Source organism: Novosphingobium sp. (genome assembly GCF_036820275.1).
Classification (GTDB): domain Bacteria; phylum Pseudomonadota; class Alphaproteobacteria; order Sphingomonadales; family Sphingomonadaceae; genus Novosphingobium.
In genome coordinates this window covers 68223-84614 of sequence record NZ_DAISLT010000014.1, presented here as the reverse complement: position 1 = coordinate 84614, position 16392 = coordinate 68223, and the positions used below count along the sequence as shown (strand labels likewise).

Here is a 16392-nt window from a genome sequence, read left to right as displayed (position 1 = left end):
CCGCTCGATGGCTTTACCCGGCCAGATCCAGCAATCGCCGTGCAAGTGCGTTGAGCGACAGGCTTTCGGCGCCCGGAACGAGGGCCAGGGCAGCGCGTGGCATGACCGGATAGGCGGCACTTGCGGGAGCCTCGACCAGAGCGGTGCCTCCGGCCTCGACCACGGCGCGCAGGCCCTCGGCTCCGTCATGGTTGGCGCCGGTCAAGACCGCGGCCACAAGACCGGAACCATAGGCATCGGCGGCGCTCTCGAACAGCACGTCGATGGACGGGCGGGAGAACTGCACCGGGCCCTCCACCGAAAGCGAGACGGTGCGGTCGGTCTCGACCAGCATGTGGTAGTCGGGCGGGGCGAAAAGGATCGTGCCCGGCGCGATCGGTTCCTTGTCGTCCGGTTCGCGCACTTCCAGGTTGCACTTGGCGGCGAACAGCGGCGCCAGCACGTTCCTGCGGCGGGGCGGTACGTGAACCACGACCAGGACCGGTAGCGGATAATCGCGGGGCAGGGCCGGGAGAATGCGGGAGAGCGCCTGCACGGCGCCCGCCGATGCTCCGAGGACGACGGCGCGGGGCCGGATCACGGATCGCGCCGCTGGTAGATCTTCTCCTCGCGCACGAATTCACCGAATGACCCGGCATATTGCGAGAAGCGCAGGCTTTCCTTCGCCCCGAGGCCGAGAAAACCCTTGCGCGCCAGCGAGCCACGAAACAGCCCGACGGCGCGGTCCTGCAAGCTGCGGTCGAAGTAGATCATGACATTGCGGCAGGAAATCAGGTGCATTTCCGCGAAGACCGCATCGGTGACGAGGCTGTGGTCGGAAAAGACCACGCGCTCGCGCAGGCTCTTGTCGAAGGCGGCGTGGCCGTAGGCGGTGGAGTAATAGTCGGAAAGCGAGGACTTTCCGCCCGAGAGCTGGTGGTTCTCGGTAAACGTGCGAATGCGGTCCAGCGGATAGATGCCCCGCGCGGCGGCATCGAGCGCATCCTGGCTGATGTCCGTCGCATAGAACAGCGTCCGGTCTTCCAGGCCTTCCTCGCGGAACAGGATGACGAAGGAGTAGAGTTCCTCGCCGCTGCTGCAGCCCGCGATCCAGATCTTGAGCGAAGGATAGGTGCGTAGGTGCGGCACGACTTTCTCGCGGATGGCGCGGAAGTAGGCTGGGTCGCGGAACAGTTCGCTGACCTGTACGGTCAGGAAGCCGAGCAGGCGCGAAACGGTGGCCGGATCGCGCAACATGCGGTCCTGGAGTGCCGAAAAAGTCGGCAGCCTCATCTGGTCGCGCGCCTGTCGCAGGCGGCGCTTCAACGAGGCCTGGGCGTAATTGCGGAAGTCGTAATGATAGCGGCGGAAGAGCGCCTCCAGCAGGAGGCGGATCTCGATATCCTCGATCTGCTCTTCGTCCATCAGGCCCTCCGCATCATCGCGGCATCCACACGCGCACCAGCGAGAGCAGCTTGTCCACGTCGAGCGGCTTCGACATGTAGTCGTTGGCGCCCGCCTCGATGCAGCGCTCCTGGTCGTCCGGCATGGCCTTGGCCGTGAGCGTGATGATCGGCAACTTGGCCCAGCGCGGGTCCTGGCGGATCTCGCGGGTAGCGGTGAGACCGTCCTTCACCGGCATCATCACGTCCATCAGCACGAGATCGATGCGGCGGGCCCTGTCACCTGCCGAGCTTTCGCCTGCCGAGCGATCCAGCGCATCGATGGCCTCCTGCCCGTTGCGCGCGATCTCCACCACCGCGCCCTGCGGTTCGAGGATGTTGGTGAGCGAATAGACGTTGCGCACGTCGTCCTCGACCACCAGGATACGGCGGCCTTCGAGGATCGCGTCGCGATTGCGGGCCTGCTGGATCATCGTCTGCTGCTCGGCCGGCATTTCGGTGACCACCTGGTGCAGGAACAGCGAGACCTCGTCGAGCAGCCGCTCAGGCGAACGCGCGCCCTTGATGATGATCGAATCCGAATAGCGGCGCAGGCGCTGCTCGTCGTCGGCGGTGAGGTCGTGGCCGGTGTAGACGATCACCGGCGGGAAGGCATAGCCGCCCTCGCGGCTCAGGGTTTCAAGAAGCGTAAAGCCGCTGGCGTCGGGCAGGGCGAGGTCCAGGACCATGCAGTCGAAAGTCTGGCCGGCCAGCAGCTCCAGGCATTCGGCGGCGGTTGCGGCAGCGACGGTTTCCACGTCGCCCGAAGTCAGCAGCCGTGCCACGGCATCGCGCTGGACCGGATCGTCCTCGACGATCAGCACCCGGCGCGTGGGGGAATCGAGCCGGGCCGCCAGCGTTTCCAGCACGTCCGAGAGATCCTCGCGCTTCACCGGCTTCACGAGGTAGCCCACGGCACCGAGTGACAGCGCCGTCTGGGTATGGTCGCTGCCGGAGACGACATGAACGGGGATATGGCGCGTCTCGACATCGCGCTTCAGGCGGTCGAGCAGGGCGAGGCCGGACTGGTCGGGCAGCCCGATGTCGAGCACGACGGCGTGCGGGCGGAAGCTGCGGGCCAGCTGGAGCGCTTCCTCGGCGGTTCCGGCAACGAGACACCGGAAGCCCATTTCCCGCGCCATGTCGCGCACGATGCCTGCGAAGGAGGAATCGTCCTCGACCACCAACAGGACGCGCTGGGCGGTCGCGGCCGTATCGCGGTCGTCCTCGACCTGCCGAAGCAGCATGGCGGGTTCCGGAGCGGGTTTCGCGCTGGGCGCCGGGGAGTGGGCCGGGGCGGAGGAGGCAGCGAAGGGCAGGGGATTGTTCGAGTTGATCTGCGCCGATCCGGCCCGTGCGGGATCGTAGGCCAGCGGCAGGCGCAGCGTGAAGCGACTTCCCTGACCGGGCACGCTCGTCAGCGAGATCGCACCGCCCAGCAGGCGGGCCAGCTCGCGCGAAATCGACAGGCCGAGGCCGGTGCCGCCGTACTTGCGATTGACCGTGCCGTCGGCCTGTCGGAATGCTTCGAAGATCGCGCGTTGCTGGTCTTCGGGAATGCCGATCCCGGTGTCGGTCACGGAAAGCAGCAGCGCTTCGGTGCCGTCTGCCTCGATTTCCAAGCGTACGCTGCCCTTCTCGGTGAACTTGAAGGCATTGGAGAGCAGGTTCTTGAGCACCTGCTCCAGACGCTGCCGGTCGGTGTCGAGCGTGACCGGGCAGCCCGGCGCGACACGGATTTCGAAATCCAGCCCCCGGTCTCGTGCGACCGGCTGGAAGACTTGCCGCATGTCGCCCGCAAGGCGTTCCAGCAGCACCGTTTCGGGCCGGATCTGCAAGTGGCCGGCTTCGATCTTGGAAAGGTCGAGAATGTCGTTGATCAGAGCCAGCAGGTCGTTACCGGAGGACTCGATGGTGCGTGCGTATTGCACCTGCTCGCCGGTGAGGTTGGCCTTGGGATTGTCGCCGAGGAGCTTCGACAGGATCAGCAGCGAATTGAGCGGCGTGCGCAGTTCGTGGCTCATGTTGGCAAGGAAATCGGACTTGTAGCGGCTGGCCTGTTCCAGCTCCTGCGCCTTGAGTTCGACCGCGGCGTTGGAGCGGGCGAGGTCGTCGCGCTGGTGCTCCAGTTGCTGGGCCTGCTCCTCAAGCTGCGAATTGGTCTGCTCCAGCTCGACCTGCTGGTGTTCGAGCCGGACCTGCGATTCCTTGAGGGCGCGCCCCTGTTCTTCCAGCTCCTCGTTGGAAACGCGCAGTTCCTCGCTCTGGACCTGGAGTTCTTCGGCATGGTGCTGCAACTCGGCCCGGTAGCGCGCCGAGCGCAGGGCAACGCCCGCCGCGTTCGAGATTTCGGCGAGGAAGGCCAGAACATGCTCGTCCACCGGCTGGAGGAAACCGAGCTCGATGACGCCGTGGACCGCGCCGTCGGCAATGGCAGGCGCGATCAGCAGGTGGCGCGGTTTGTCGCTGCCGAAAGTGGAGCCGATCGTCAGGTAGCTGTCGGGAATGTCGGCCAGCAGCACCGGCTCACCGTCCGCCGCGACCTGACCGAGCAGGCCTTCCCGCAGGGCGAAACGCTCGACGATCCCGGCATCGGCCGGTACGCCGTAAGAGGCGATCCGGCGGAAGTGGTGGCCGTCTCCGGAGAAGACCGCACCGGCCTGCGCGCCCACGAACTTGACCAGGAAGGCGAGGATGTTTTCGCCCAGTTGCTCGACCGGCTGGTCGCCCAATATCGCCGAGGCGAGTGCGACCTGCCCCGACTGGAGCCATTGGCGGTGTCCGGCGGCGATTGCCGCGCGGCGGATCAGGAAGCCGATCGCCAACGTCAGCGCAATTCCCAGGAGGCAGGACGCCACGCCGCTGGCCCAGGCCGAGCGATAGGCCTGTTCCATTTCCGCAAGCCGCTCCGTTCGCAGCCGCGCTTCTTCCTGCTGCATCAGGCCAAGCTGGGCGCGGATCGCGTCCATCTCGGTCTTGCCGCGATCCGATGCGACCAGCGGCAGGGCGGCTTCCAGGCCGCCGCTCTTGCGGATCTCGATCGTTTCGCGCAGTTCGGCGAGCTTGGCGTCGATATGACGGCGCAGCGGCAGGAGGCGATCCTGCTGCTCGGGATTGTCGCGGGTGAGATCGGTAATCGCCCTGAACCGCCCGCCGACATCGGCAAGCGCGCTGCGATAGGGATCGAGATAGCTCTCCCGCCCGGTCAGCAGAAACCCGCGCTGCCCGGTCTCGGCGTCCTGCACGGCGGAGAGCAGACCGTTCAGCGTGATGATGACTTCATGGGAATGGACGATCTTGCGCGTGTCGTCCCGCAGGACGCGCACGTTGAGATAGGCCACTGTCCCGCTGGCCAGGAAGAACAGGACGGCGACGGCAAGACCGAACGCAGTCCTGGGGTCCAGTCCTGGCACCGACCGCCGTGCCCCGGTGGAAATTTCGCGAGAACCGTCGAGCGTTAGCTTGGCAGGGGCTGCCTGCGTGAAAGTTGAGTGCATGAGCCTGCCAGAAAAGAGTACGCCGGGAACCGCCAGACTTCCCGCATGCGGGGAAATTCACCGGCGATCAAGGCGTTCCATCATGATGGAACGATAAGAAAAATTCTTTGCTTCCGCACAGGCCTTGGCAGTCTTTCAGGAAGAGCCGTTTCCGGCCGGCGGCGGAGCGGGACTCTGCATGCCGGGCTGTTCCTGCGGCGTTGTATCGCCTTGCTCTACGGCTTGCCGGGTATCGTTGACCCCGCCGGTGTCGCCGGGCGCTTTAACGGCCCCAACTATCCAGATCAGCGAGAGCGCCGCAATCGCCAGTACCAGGCTGATCAGCAGAACGTACCGAACCACGCCCGGGGTTGAACCGGCGCGGGCTTCTTCCTTTTCGAGATGCACTTTCTCGTCACGGCTATCCATCCTGCGCCTTCCAAGCTGCGGGTCCTGAAACCGGGGTCATCGATCAACGCATGCGGACCGCGGGCGTTCCCCGAGGATCCCGGGGCTTCGGTGCAAGCCGGGGATATCGCGAGAGAAATATCGTCAAATGCCCGGCAAGGACTGTTCGCAGAAACCCCAGCCGCGCAGATCCCGTGCCCTCTCGATCAGCCTGGACGCGTCGGCGATCGAGAAGGGGTGTGCGTCCTTCATGCCCTCCAGTTCGTCCCACGCGATCGGCACCGCGACCGGGGCGCCTTCGCGGGCGCGCGCCGAATAGGGCAGGACGGCGGTGGCGCCGCGCTGGTTGCGCAGCCAATCGATGAAGATGCGCCCCTTCCGCTTCGCCTTGCTCATGGTTGCGACGTAGCGCTTCGGCTGCGACAGGCTCATGGCCTCGGCGAAGCGGCGGGCAAAGTCCTTGTGGGTATCCCAGTCGTGCCCACGCTTCAGCGGGACGACGACATGCACACCCTTGCCGCCCGAAAGCATGGCGAAGCTCACCAGTCCGAGATCGGCCAGTCGCGCCCGAATGTCCTTGGCGGCGCGCGCGCACTCGGCGAAGTCCAGGCCCTCGTCGGGATCGAGATCGAAGATCATGCGCTCCGGCAATTCCACGTCGTCGGCGCGCGCCCCCCAACCGTGGAACTCGATCGTACCCATCTGCACACAGGCGAGCAGCCCTTCCGCGTCATCGAGGTAAAGATAGTCCTCCATCCCGCCATCCTTCTCGCGGATCAGCACATGATGGACGTGGTCGCCGAAAGTGCCGCTGTCATGCTTCTGGAAAAAGCACTTCTTCGCACGGCCCTGGGGGCATCGGACCAGGCTGATCGGACGGGCGGCGGCGAAAGGCAGCATAAGGGAGGCAACGGCGGCATAATAATCCGCAAGGTCGCCCTTGGTTTCGCCGCTTTCGGGGAAGATCACCCGGTCCCGGTTGCTGATCTTCATGTCGATCTCCGCTTCGGGCGCAGGCTGGGCGCGTTCCGGGGTGACGGCCTTGGCGTCCTTGTCGGCCCTCAGGCCGAGGAAGCTGCCATGACGCACACGCCCTTCGCCGGTGAATTCCGCGAAAGCGACTTCGGCCACCAGCTTCGGCGTGACCCAGGCGACTCCTCGCGCTTCCGCCCGCTCGACCTCGACCGGTGCCGTCTTGCGCGCAAGCTTTTCCAGCTTCGCGGCCACGTCGGCCAAAGTTTCGGCATCGAAGCCGGTGCCGACCTTGCCGCGATAGACAAGATCCTTGCCCTCGTACTGGCCCAGCAGCAACGACGAGAAGGGGCGGCCTTTCGCGGTCGACCGGGACCAGCCGAGGATCACGAACTCCTGCCGCCGCGTGCACTTGACCTTGACCCAGTTCTTCGTGCGTCCGGCGCGATAGGAGGCGTCCACGCGCTTGGCGATGATGCCCTCCTGCCCCGCCGCGCACATGGCATCGTGGAGCTTCTCGCCGGAGCCGATCACGTGGTCCGCAATGAAGACAGGCGGTTGCGCTTCGGCAAGCAGGGCTTCCAGCCGTTCCTTGCGTTCGATGTTGGGCATCGGGGCAAGATCCTCTCCATCCAGTTCGATCAGGTCGAAGGCATGGAATTCCAGTGCATCCCGGTCGGTCTGGCTGCCGTGACCGCGCTTGAGCACCGCCTGGAGGCTGGAGAAATCCGGATTGCCGTCCTTGCCCCGCGCGATGATCTCGCCGTCGATCAGGCAGGGCGGCAGGTTCAGCGCGGCCAGATGCGCGGCCAGCGGTGCGAACTTGTCCGTCCAGTCGAGACCGCTGCGGGTATGGACCATGATCTTTCCACCAGCCGCTGCGACAAGCGCACGGTAGCCGTCGAACTTGATCTCATGCATCCACAGGTTCCCGGTCGGCACGCTGTCGACCAGGGTGGCGAGTTGCACCGGGCGGAATTTCGGTGGCTTGCCGTTGTTCCGGCGGGCGGGGCGGGCCTTGCGCGCATTGCTGGCCGCCGCCTGTTCCATGATCTGCGCAAAGGCATCGCCCTTCCTGCCCTTGAGCGAATGGACGGCGCCCTTGTCGGCCTCGATCTCGGCCATGGTGCGCCCGGTCAGGACGCTGGTGAGCGCCTGCTCCACAAGGACATCGCCGTCCTGCGCGAAGGCATCGCCGACTTTGCGCAGGAGCCAGTTCTCGCGCTTTTCGCCGGGACGGGGCTTCATGCGCACGAGCAGCCATTCGCCCTTCATCCGCTCGCCGTCGAGCATGAAGTGAAGGTGGCCCTCGTCGATATCCCGCGCACTCTTTCCAGCGACCGGTGCCCAGGTTCCGCGGTCCCAGAGCATGACCGTGCCGCCGCCATACTCTCCCTTGGGAATGCCGCCTTCGAAGGTGCCGTAGGAGAGAGGGTGGTCTTCGGTCCGCACCGCCAGGCGCTTGTCGTCGGGATCGGCGCTCGGCCCTTTCGTCACTGCCCACGACTTGAGCACGCCGTCGACTTCGAGGCGAAAGTCCCAGTGCAGCCGGGTTGCCGCGTGCTTCTGGACGATGAAGCTGTTGCCGCCCCCCTTGCCGCGCTTTCCGGCAGGTTCGGCGGTCCTGGCGAAGTCCCGCTTGCGATTGTATTCGGCAAGCAGATCGGCGCCGGGATCGGGCCGGTTCACGGCTTTTCCTTGGGGGGCATGCCGATGCGGCGGTCCCGGCTCCAGTCGCCCTCGATGAACGCCAGGACCGTGAGCATCGCGACGCTGGCGACGGTACAGACGGCGACGAGCGGCCAGAGCCCGGTTCCGCAGGCGACGCCGATCACCGCCGTCAGCCACAAGTGTGCGGCCGTGGTCAGGTTGTGCAGCTTTCCGCGCGCGAAGACGATCAGTCCGGCGCCGAGAAAGCCGACGAAAGCTCCGGTCGCTTCGAAGATGCGCAGAGGGTCCATGCGGGTTGCCCCGCCCCGGTCGAACTGGAGGTACAGCGCGATCACCGCGATTCCCATGGCCGCCGCCGAAACGCAGATCAGTCCATGCGTGCGCAGTCCCGCGGCATGGCCGCGAATTTCCCGGTCGAGGCCGAGAAGCGGGCCGAGCACGGCTGCTACGCCGATACGCCAGAGCAGTTCCGCATCGATGGCCAGCACCGGAACGGGCGCGTTCAGTTCCATCGGTCAGGCGCGCTTGCGGCTGCGCGCACCGGAAGGGGAAGCGGTTTTCTTTGCCGCCGGTTTGCGGGACGAAGCCGGTTTGGCCGCTTTCGAGCCGCTTTCGCCGACCGACTTCTTCAGGGCCGCCATCAGGTCGATGACATTGCCCTTGCCGTTCGAAGGTTCTTCCACGTCCTCGAGGATGCGTTTGTTGCCTTTGGACTTCGCTTTCTTGTCGATCAGCCGATGGAGCGCATCGACATAGCGGTCATGGAATTCGGCGGGCTTGAAGGGGCCGGTCTTCTTGTCGATCAAGGTCGTGGCAAGGTCGAGCAGGTCGGCGTCGGGCTTGGCATCCTCGATATCGCGAAAATAGCCCTGCGCCTTCTGGACCTCGTCGGCGTAGCGCAGCACTTCCATGACGAGGCCCCGCCCGCAGGGCTTGATCGAGACGAGCTGCTCGCGGCCGCGCACCGCCAACTGGCCGAGGCCGACCTTGCGCGTCCGGCGCAAGGCTTCGCGCAGCACGGTATAGGCCTCTTCCGCCAGATCGTCGGCAGGCACCACGAAATAGGGCTTTTCGTAATAGAGCACGTCGATTTCGTCGGCGTCGACGAACTGCACGAGTTCCAGCGTCTTGCGGCTCTCGATCTTGACGGCCTCGATCTCTTCCTCGTCGAGCAGGACATAGTTGCCTTTCGAGACCTCGAAGCCCTTGATGATCTCGTCGCGGTCGACCGGGCCGACGCCGGGAGCGACTTTCTCGTAGCGAATGCGCTTGCCGCTGGGTTCGTGGATCTGGTGGAAGGAGATGGCCGCGCCGGATCGCGTCGCCGGATAGACTTCGATCGGGATCGAAACGAGCGCCAGGCGGATCTGGCCTTTCCAGTAAGCGCGTGCAGGCATGGGCGCGTCCTTTCTCGTCTGGAGAAAGACGCGAGGGACCCAGGAGTTCCCCGGATTTCGGTTCCATTCCGGCTGCGGAGATATCCGGGATGCAAGCCTGGACGGACCCTGCGGCGAATGCCTCCGGATGCGCGCCGGACAGTGGATCGTCCGCGCCCTTGCATCGTTTTCCTGACAGTCGACGCAAGAACGGTCCGGCAAGTCGGCCGGGTCGGTCTCGGCATAACATAGCGACATCAAGGAGAGCATCGATGAATCGGCGTGATTCAAACCCGGCCAGCCGACAGTCCGGCGGATATCGTGACGAAAGCTCCGATTGGGAATCGCCGCGTCAGGCCAGCCAGTGGCAGGACGACGCGCCCCGGCAGGCCGGAGGTTGGGGCAACGACGAAGGACGCGCGCACCGCGATGACGCGGCGCGCCGGAATTCCAGGCGAGACGAGAACGATGCGCGTTGGCGCACCGACGAGCACGGAGATTCGCGTTATCGCGAGCGTGGAGGCTATGGCTCGCAGGCGCGTGGCCAAAGTTACGGCGAAGGCCCTTACGGTGGCGACCGTCGTCCGGCAGGCAGCGAGCGAGGCTATCGTTTCTCGGGCGAACGCGAGGTCTATCCGATCCGGGAATATGACGCCAGCGGAGGCAATGACTTCGCCGATTTCACCGGCGAGGACTACGGCGGTCGCGATTTCTATGCTCGACGCGGCGGAGGCGGCGGCCTGAGTCCCAGCTTCAGCTATCGCCCGACGTTCGACACGTTCGGTCGGGGTTATTATGGCTCGCGCTCCTCTCGAACCGACAACGAGCAGGGTCGGCGCGACTACGGCGACTGGCGCGAATATGGCGAGGAACGCGGCTTCTTCCAGCGGGCGGGCGACGAGATCGCCAGCTGGTTTGGCGACGAGGATGCCGCGCGTCGCCGCGAGCAGGACCATCGCGGTCGCGGCCCTTCGGACTATACGCGTTCGGATGAACGCATCCGCGAAGACTTGAACGATCGCCTCACTCAGGATTGGCGCGTGGATGCGACGAACATCCGGGTGCTCGCCAAGGATGGAGAGGTCACGCTCGACGGTACGGTCGGCAGCCGCCACGCCAAGCGCCGCGCGGAAGACCTTGCCGAGGAGATATCCGGCGTGAAGCACGTGCAGAACAATCTGCGCGTGATCGGCGCGACGGATTGGACCGATACCGGGCAGGGCGGATCGACCAGCTCCGCAAGGTCGAGCACCACGACCGGGTCGGCGACCAGCACGAGTGCATCTACTAACCCAACGTCTGGATCGACGACGGGCAGTTCATCCTGATCCTTGGCGATCATTGGAAATGGCCGTGGCTCCCTTTGGGAACCACGGCCATTTTCGTTATCGGAAGGCTTCGGACGGCGCTTGCGTAATGGGAAAGTGCCTCTCCCACTAATGGGAAAGTGCCTCGGCGAGGCCGTCGATCTCGGTCTCCGGGATGCGGCGGGCGATGACAGCCATGGGATCGCGCGGCTTTCGGGCATCGACCACAGTCTCCTCGCCGCGCCATAGGCGCAGGCGCGCGGCGAGGTATTCCGGGCGCTGGCCGGACAGGAGCGGAGCCGTCTTCCCCGGGGCGTGACAGGAAAGACAGGCGGGAAGCTGCTTGTCCGGCAGACCCCGGTCTGCGATCGAATGACTCCTGGCGGGCGAACCGGCGCGGAGGCCGGGCAGGTTCGCGAAGTATCTTGCCGCCGCGCGCATTTCGGTTTCGGTCATCCCGGCGGCCGCAACCTGCATGACTGCCCCCTCGCGCTTGCCGGAAGCAAAGTCGCGCAAGGCGGAAAGGAGGAATGGCTCTTTCTGCCCGGCAATGATCGGGATGTCGGCTTGTCCGCGCCCCCTTCCGTCGCTGCCGTGACATCCCGTGCAGCGCGCGAGCGGTCCCGGAGGAGCCGCCGTCAAGGCCCGATAGTCTTCGGCGCTCATGTCCGGCAGGCAGCGCAGGAAACCGACCATGCGGCGCACTTCGTCGGGGCGCTCGCCGGCGGGCCAGGCGGGCATGCCGGTGTATTTGACGCCGTGGCGCACGATCCAGAAAAGCTCGCGGTCGCTGTAGTGGCCCACCGTTTTGGCAAGATCCGGCGCGGGCGGGGTGGCCGCCTGCATGACCGGGGAAGGCGGCGTGCCGGGGGCGCCATGACAGACCGCGCAGGATTGGTGGAAATGCCCGGCGGCGCTGACCGGAGCGCCGTCGTCGCGAACGGCTTGCGGCGTCTGGAATGTGCTGTAGGTCCGCGCCGAATTCTGCATGGTCCAATGCAAGAACCAATCGGTGATCGCCCAGTGGCCCGACGAGGCGGCGATCGGGAACAGTCCCGACCAAGCGAACCCCATGCCGAGCAGGGCGAGGGCGGCAAGGCCGAGCACGAGGCGTTTCCAGGTCAGTCTGATCGTCATGTCGAGGTTTCCGGCCGGGTCCTGAGCAGCCCGGCGAGCAGGGCGAGGCCGCCGAGAAGATAACTGGCGCCGCCGATCACCAGCATGGCCACGCCGCCGAGCTGCTGGTCGGCGAGGGCATCGAGACCGAAGGGTGCGGCATGGTGGTGCATGGCGTAGAGCGGACGAGGCGCAAGACAGATCAGCACGCCAAGCAGTGTCATGTGCATCGATGTCAGGAGCAGTGCTCCGATCCCGGCGGCGCGGTTCGGGGCGTGGATCGCCGCGCTCCAGAGCAGGAGTCCGGCGGCAAGGAAAGTGGCATGTTCGGCGGCGGCGAGGGCGGGGAGGTTCATGGTCAGGCGCCGCAGCGCGGGCAGATGCCAGGACCAGACCGCCAGGAGTTCGACCAGCATCATCGCCATGGGCGTCACTACGCGGGGCCAGCGTTTGGCGAGATCGAGCGGGCCTCCCGCCAGACCGAAAGCCAGGAGCGGCGCGGAGACGGCGACTGCGATCATGTGTCCGGTCATATGCCCGGTCATGCCCGCGAGCGCGATTGCCCAGCCCGGCGGCAGCAGCGCGAGGCCTGCAACGAGAGCCGCCCGCTTCACCGGCAGTCTCCGATGAAAACCACGGGCAGGGCGGTGAACAGCACCCCGACGAAGCTCAGGCCCGCCAGCAGCAGCGTGGATTTCGCGAGGAAGCGCAGACGGTCGATGTCGGTGCCCTGTTCGTGCGGAGGGGGATTGCCGCGCAAACGTGTCTGGCGGTGGGCGATCCAGCCCGAGGCCGAGATGACCACCAGCGCCAGCCCTGTTCCGACGACGAAGAGCGTGGGAAACTCGGCAAAGAAGCCTGCCTTGGCACAGGATACCGCCGCCCAGAGGTAGGCGAACAGGAAATGGGTCGCCCAGACGATCGGCGGGACGATCAGCGTCCAGAGCGTGACTTGCAGCCGCTCGTGCCACTTGCGCTTTTCGTCGCTCATGCCACCTCCGGGAACAGGCCGATGGTGGCGTAGGCGACCACGGCGGTGAGCGCGAAGAAGTGCATGTAGACCGCGACGTTGCGGATATCGGCGTCGTGGCGGGGCGTCATCCGGCCCGCGAGGCTGCGCGCCAGGACATAGGCCTGCATGATCGCGGCGACGGCGGCATGGAGGCAGGTCCAGATCGCCAGGGTCCAGACGATCGCCGGATAGCTGTGCGCGGTAGGGTCCATGCCGGAGAGCCATGGTCCGGCAAGTCCTGCCGGGACCCCGGCGATGCTTGCTGTGAGGCCGAGCAGCAAGATCAGGCGTGCCGCGCCGATCCCGCCGCCCGCATGGACCTCCCGCGCCGCGATGGTCGCGAGCCACCCTGCCAGTGCGAAAGCAAGCGCAAGGAGCGGCCAGGCCATGCCCGGAGCAGCGGCCATGTCGGCCGGCGGGAATGCCTCGTGCCGGGTCCAGAAGAAGAAGTAGCCGAAGACCAACCCGGAAAAGGCGGTCGCGTCCGCCATCATGGTGATGAACATCGCCCACCACCCCGGCGAGGCGCGGCCGGAGATATAAAGCGGCAGTTCCATCCCGTGGCCGATCGACTTGCACGGTTTCTCCGGGATTTCCGCGGTTCCGGTCCAGAGCCACCACAGGACCATGGCAAGCGTCGCTACGCCGGAGACGAGCGCCGGCCAGTAGAGATGGTAGGTCGTCAGGATGAACACCCCGCCCAGCGCGAGCGCCGTCAGCATCGGTTTCCAGCTCGGTGCGCCGAGGCGGATGACCGAGACCGGGCGGGCGTCGAGCACCGAGGTGATGATCGTCTCGCGGCGGCCTTCTTCGGCGTCGGGCAGGAAGTAGCGGCCCTCGTCCACCTTGCGCACGAAGTCTTCCTGGTCCCAGATCGGATAGCGGCTTTCGATCAGCGGGATCGAGCGGATGCCCCAGTTCTCGTCCTCCGGATGAGCGAGCCATTCCAGCGTACCGGCCTGCCACGGGTTGCGCGGCGAGCGCGGTCGCCAGGGCGAGCGGGCAAGGTCGAGGACGATCACCGCGACCCCGGCAGCGATCACGAAGGAGCCGATGGTGGAGGCGAGATTGAGGCCGCCGAGGCCCAGGTCCGCGGGATAAGTGAAGACCCGGCGGGGCATTCCTTCCAGACCGGAAAGGTGCATCGGGAAAAAGCACAGGTTCGCGCCGACGAAGACCAGCCAGAAGGCGGTGCGCCCGAGCCGGTCGGACAGTTTCTTGCCCGTCACCAGCGGCCAGTAATAGTAGAGCCCAGCGAAGAGCGGCATCAGCGTGCCGCCGATCAGTACATAATGGAGGTGCGCGATGACGAAGTAGGTGTCGTGGGCCTGCCAGTCGAACGGGGCCAGCGCCACCATCACCCCGGTGAGGCCGCCGATGACGAAGATCGCGAGGCTCCCGGTCGCGTAGAGCAGCGGCGTCGACCAGACCACGCGGCCTGCCCAGAGCGTGACGATGAAGACGAAGATCTGCACCGCCGTGGGGATCGCCACGGCCTCCGATGCGGCCGAGAAGAAGCCGAGGCTGATCTTCGGCAGCCCGGTCGCGAACATGTGATGGACCCAGAGGCCGAACGAAAGAAAGGCCGTGCCCACCGCCGCGAGCACGATCCACGGGTAGCCCAGCAGGTGGCGCCGCGCGAACGTCGGCACCAGCATGGCGAAGAGCGCGATCGAGGGGAGGAAGACGATGTAGACTTCCGGATGGCCGAAAATCCAGAAGAGGTGCTGCCAGAGCAGCGGGTCGCCGCCGCGCGAGGCGTCGAAGAAGGGCCAGTCCAGCAGGCGCTCCATTTCGAACAGCACGTCTCCCGCGATCAGCGGCGGGAAGGCGAAGAGGATCATCACCGCCACGACCAGGATATACCAGGCATAGAGCGGCATGAGGTTCAGCCGCATTCCGGGCGGGCGGCACTTGAGCACGCCCACGATCAGTTCGACGGCGGCGGCGACCGAGGAGACCTCGATGAAGGACAGGCCGAGCATCCAGATGTCGGCGCCGAGGCCGGACAGGTCGGTTCGCGTCGTCAGCGGCGGGTACATGAACCAGCCGCCGTCGGGCGCCGCATCGAAGAAGATCGATCCCGAGACGAACACCCCGCCGAGCAGGAACGACCAGTAGCCGAAGGCCGAAAGCCGCGGAAACGGCAGGTCGCGTGCGCCCAGAAGCTGGGGCAGCAGGATGATCGAGACCGCCTCGAACATCGGCACCGCGAAGAGGAACATCATCATCGAGCCGTGCAGGGTGAAGAGCTGGTTGAAGGTGCCGGGACCAACGAGATCGTTGTCCGGAACCGCCAGTTGCGTCCGCATGATGAGAGCCAGCACGCCCGCGAAGAGCATGAAGGCGAAGGCGGTGAGCACGTACCAGTTGCCGACCTGGTTGTTGTTGGTGTCCGTCCAGCGCAGGAACAGGCCTTTCGGCGGCGCCCAGACTGCGCGCAGGCGCTGTTCCTGCGCGGCGCGGAGGGTTGGATCGTCCTGGTCGTGAAGGCTCATCGGCCCGGCTCCTGCATTTCCGGAGTTCCGGCTCGCTTGAGCCAGGCAGCCAGGGCCAGCGCCTCGTCCTGCCGCAAGTTGCGATAGGCGGGCATGCGGGCGCCGGGCTTGAAGCGATGCGGATCGCGGATGAAGGCGGCGGTGTTCGCCACCGTCGGCGCGAGGATGCCCGCGCCGAGCGTCCGTCTCTCGCCGTAGCGGGTGAGGTCGGGGCCGATTTCGCCGGACGGGGCGCCGCTTGCGGAATGACAGCTCCCGCAGCCTTCGCGCGCGAAGAGCATCGCGCCATGGTCGCGAATGGCGCTATCGGTTCGGCGCGGAGGAACACGGGCGGCCGTGAGCCAGGCGTCGAAGGCAGCAGGCTCCATGGCGATGACGTCGAATGCCATGAGGGCGTGGCTCAATCCGCAGAACTCGGCGCAAACCCCGCGATAAGTGCCCGGCTTCTCGGCCTTCACGACAAGCCGGTTGATGCGGCCGGGGATCATGTCCATCTTGCCGGCGAGGCCGGGTATCCAGAGGCTGTGGACCACATCGGTTGCGGTGAGTTCGAACACCACCGTGCGTCCTACCGGCATACGGATCTCGTTGGCGGACAGCAGCGGTTCCGCTCCTGCCTGCCGATAGGCGACGCGCCACCAGAACTGTTCGCCTTCCACCCGGATGTGCAAGTCCTGCCCGGTGGCGGGCATGGGGCGCATGGCGGGAAGGGACCAGATCAGCAATGCGGTCAACACCACGGTGGGAACAACCGCGCCGAGCCACAGCACGAGGCCCATTCCGCGTTCATGCGTGAGCTTTCCTTCCGGTGCGCGGACAGCAATCGCGTAAATCACCGCGACGCCCAGCGCTATGACGAGGCCTCCGGCGGCGAGAACTATCGTAAGCCCCAGCGTCGAGCGCGCTTCCAGTCCGAACGGGGCGAGCGCCGACTGATGGCGGTTGCAGCCAGCCAGCATCAGCGGCCACAGGGCCAGGAATTTTCCAGCGTCGGATCTTCGCAAGAGGCTTTCTTCCCTGAGGCGTTCGGGAGCAACGCGTCAGGGCCAACACGGTTCGCCGTTATCGATCGATCACCGCGTTACAAATGGTTGCTGCGCTCCTGCAGCATGAGGGGCCTTCAGGGATGCAGGCC

13 protein-coding genes are annotated in these 16392 nt (G+C 66.0%); 1 reads left to right on the top strand and 12 read right to left on the bottom strand.

From position 1 onward, the window contains the following. Positions 1–13 precede the first annotated feature (13 nt). From V7066_RS13075 to ku, 7 genes are all read right to left on the bottom strand, one after another. Complete coding sequence (locus tag V7066_RS13075) at positions 14–580, bottom strand: chemotaxis protein CheB (RefSeq protein WP_334183480.1); 567 nt, start codon at positions 578–580, stop codon at positions 14–16. Beyond that, positions 577–1404 carry a CheR family methyltransferase gene (locus V7066_RS13070; RefSeq protein ID WP_334183479.1) on the bottom strand — a complete coding sequence of 276 codons (828 nt, stop codon included), beginning with the start codon at positions 1402–1404 and terminating at the stop codon, positions 577–579. Before V7066_RS13070 ends, V7066_RS13075 begins: the two co-directional genes overlap by 4 nt. A 13-nt stretch (positions 1405–1417) precedes the next feature. Next, positions 1418–4834, bottom strand: a complete 3417-nt coding sequence (locus tag V7066_RS13065; protein WP_334183478.1) for a response regulator — start codon at positions 4832–4834, stop codon at positions 1418–1420. A gap of 219 nt (positions 4835–5053) precedes the next feature. After that, entirely contained in the window at positions 5054–5326 is a 273-nt protein-coding gene (locus tag V7066_RS13060) for a hypothetical protein (protein WP_334183477.1), read from the bottom strand. A 123-nt stretch (positions 5327–5449) separates the two neighbouring features. Further along, positions 5450–7966 carry a DNA ligase D gene (gene ligD, locus V7066_RS13055; protein WP_334183476.1) on the bottom strand — a complete coding sequence of 839 codons (2517 nt, stop codon included), beginning with the start codon at positions 7964–7966 and terminating at the stop codon, positions 5450–5452. Next, positions 7963–8460 (bottom strand): MgtC/SapB family protein, encoded by a 498-nt coding sequence (locus V7066_RS13050; RefSeq protein ID WP_334183475.1) that lies wholly within the window; start codon positions 8458–8460, stop codon positions 7963–7965. The genes ligD and V7066_RS13050 overlap by 4 nt, the downstream gene beginning before the upstream one ends. A gap of 3 nt (positions 8461–8463) precedes the next feature. Beyond that, a complete protein-coding gene (ku, locus tag V7066_RS13045; RefSeq protein ID WP_334183474.1) occupies positions 8464–9345 on the bottom strand; it encodes a non-homologous end joining protein Ku in 882 nt (293 codons plus the stop codon). Between the two features lie 251 nt (positions 9346–9596). Here ku and V7066_RS13040 point away from each other — a divergent pair, with 251 nt between their 5' ends. After that, entirely contained in the window at positions 9597–10652 is a 1056-nt protein-coding gene (locus V7066_RS13040) for a BON domain-containing protein (RefSeq protein WP_334183473.1), read from the top strand. A 108-nt stretch (positions 10653–10760) separates the two neighbouring features. Here V7066_RS13040 and V7066_RS13035 read toward each other — a convergent pair whose 3' ends face one another. Genes V7066_RS13035 through V7066_RS13015 form a run of 5 tightly spaced genes read right to left on the bottom strand, consistent with a single transcriptional unit; the run spans position 10761 to position 16261 of the window. Beyond that, positions 10761–11768 carry a c-type cytochrome gene (locus V7066_RS13035; RefSeq protein WP_334183472.1) on the bottom strand — a complete coding sequence of 336 codons (1008 nt, stop codon included), beginning with the start codon at positions 11766–11768 and terminating at the stop codon, positions 10761–10763. Next, positions 11765–12361, bottom strand: a complete 597-nt coding sequence (locus tag V7066_RS13030) for a cytochrome c oxidase assembly protein (RefSeq protein WP_334183471.1) — start codon at positions 12359–12361, stop codon at positions 11765–11767. Before V7066_RS13030 ends, V7066_RS13035 begins: the two co-directional genes overlap by 4 nt. Further along, positions 12358–12738, bottom strand: coding sequence for a hypothetical protein (locus V7066_RS13025; RefSeq protein WP_334183470.1), 381 nt, complete (start codon positions 12736–12738; stop codon positions 12358–12360). The genes V7066_RS13030 and V7066_RS13025 overlap by 4 nt, the downstream gene beginning before the upstream one ends. Next, complete coding sequence (gene ctaD, locus V7066_RS13020) at positions 12735–15257, bottom strand: cytochrome c oxidase subunit I (RefSeq protein ID WP_334183469.1); 2523 nt, start codon at positions 15255–15257, stop codon at positions 12735–12737. Before ctaD ends, V7066_RS13025 begins: the two co-directional genes overlap by 4 nt. After that, entirely contained in the window at positions 15254–16261 is a 1008-nt protein-coding gene (locus V7066_RS13015) for a cytochrome c oxidase subunit II (RefSeq protein ID WP_442947327.1), read from the bottom strand. Before V7066_RS13015 ends, ctaD begins: the two co-directional genes overlap by 4 nt. Positions 16262–16392: the final 131 nt, after the last annotated feature.

Excerpts from the sequence above, each read along its gene's own strand:
- V7066_RS13070 (WP_334183479.1), bottom strand. The coding sequence starts at position 1,404 with ATGGACGAAGAGCAGATCGAGGATATCGAGATCCGCCTCCTGCTGGAG.
- V7066_RS13060 (WP_334183477.1), bottom strand. The coding sequence starts at position 5,326 with ATGGATAGCCGTGACGAGAAAGTGCATCTCGAAAAGGAAGAAGCCCGC.
- V7066_RS13050 (WP_334183475.1), bottom strand. The coding sequence starts at position 8,460 with ATGGAACTGAACGCGCCCGTTCCGGTGCTGGCCATCGATGCGGAACTG.
- ku (WP_334183474.1), bottom strand. The coding sequence starts at position 9,345 with ATGCCTGCACGCGCTTACTGGAAAGGCCAGATCCGCCTGGCGCTCGTT.
- V7066_RS13040 (WP_334183473.1), top strand. The coding sequence starts at position 9,597 with ATGAATCGGCGTGATTCAAACCCGGCCAGCCGACAGTCCGGCGGATAT.
- V7066_RS13035 (WP_334183472.1), bottom strand. The coding sequence starts at position 11,768 with ATGACGATCAGACTGACCTGGAAACGCCTCGTGCTCGGCCTTGCCGCC.
- V7066_RS13025 (WP_334183470.1), bottom strand. The coding sequence starts at position 12,738 with ATGAGCGACGAAAAGCGCAAGTGGCACGAGCGGCTGCAAGTCACGCTC.
- ctaD (WP_334183469.1), bottom strand. The coding sequence starts at position 15,257 with ATGAGCCTTCACGACCAGGACGATCCAACCCTCCGCGCCGCGCAGGAA.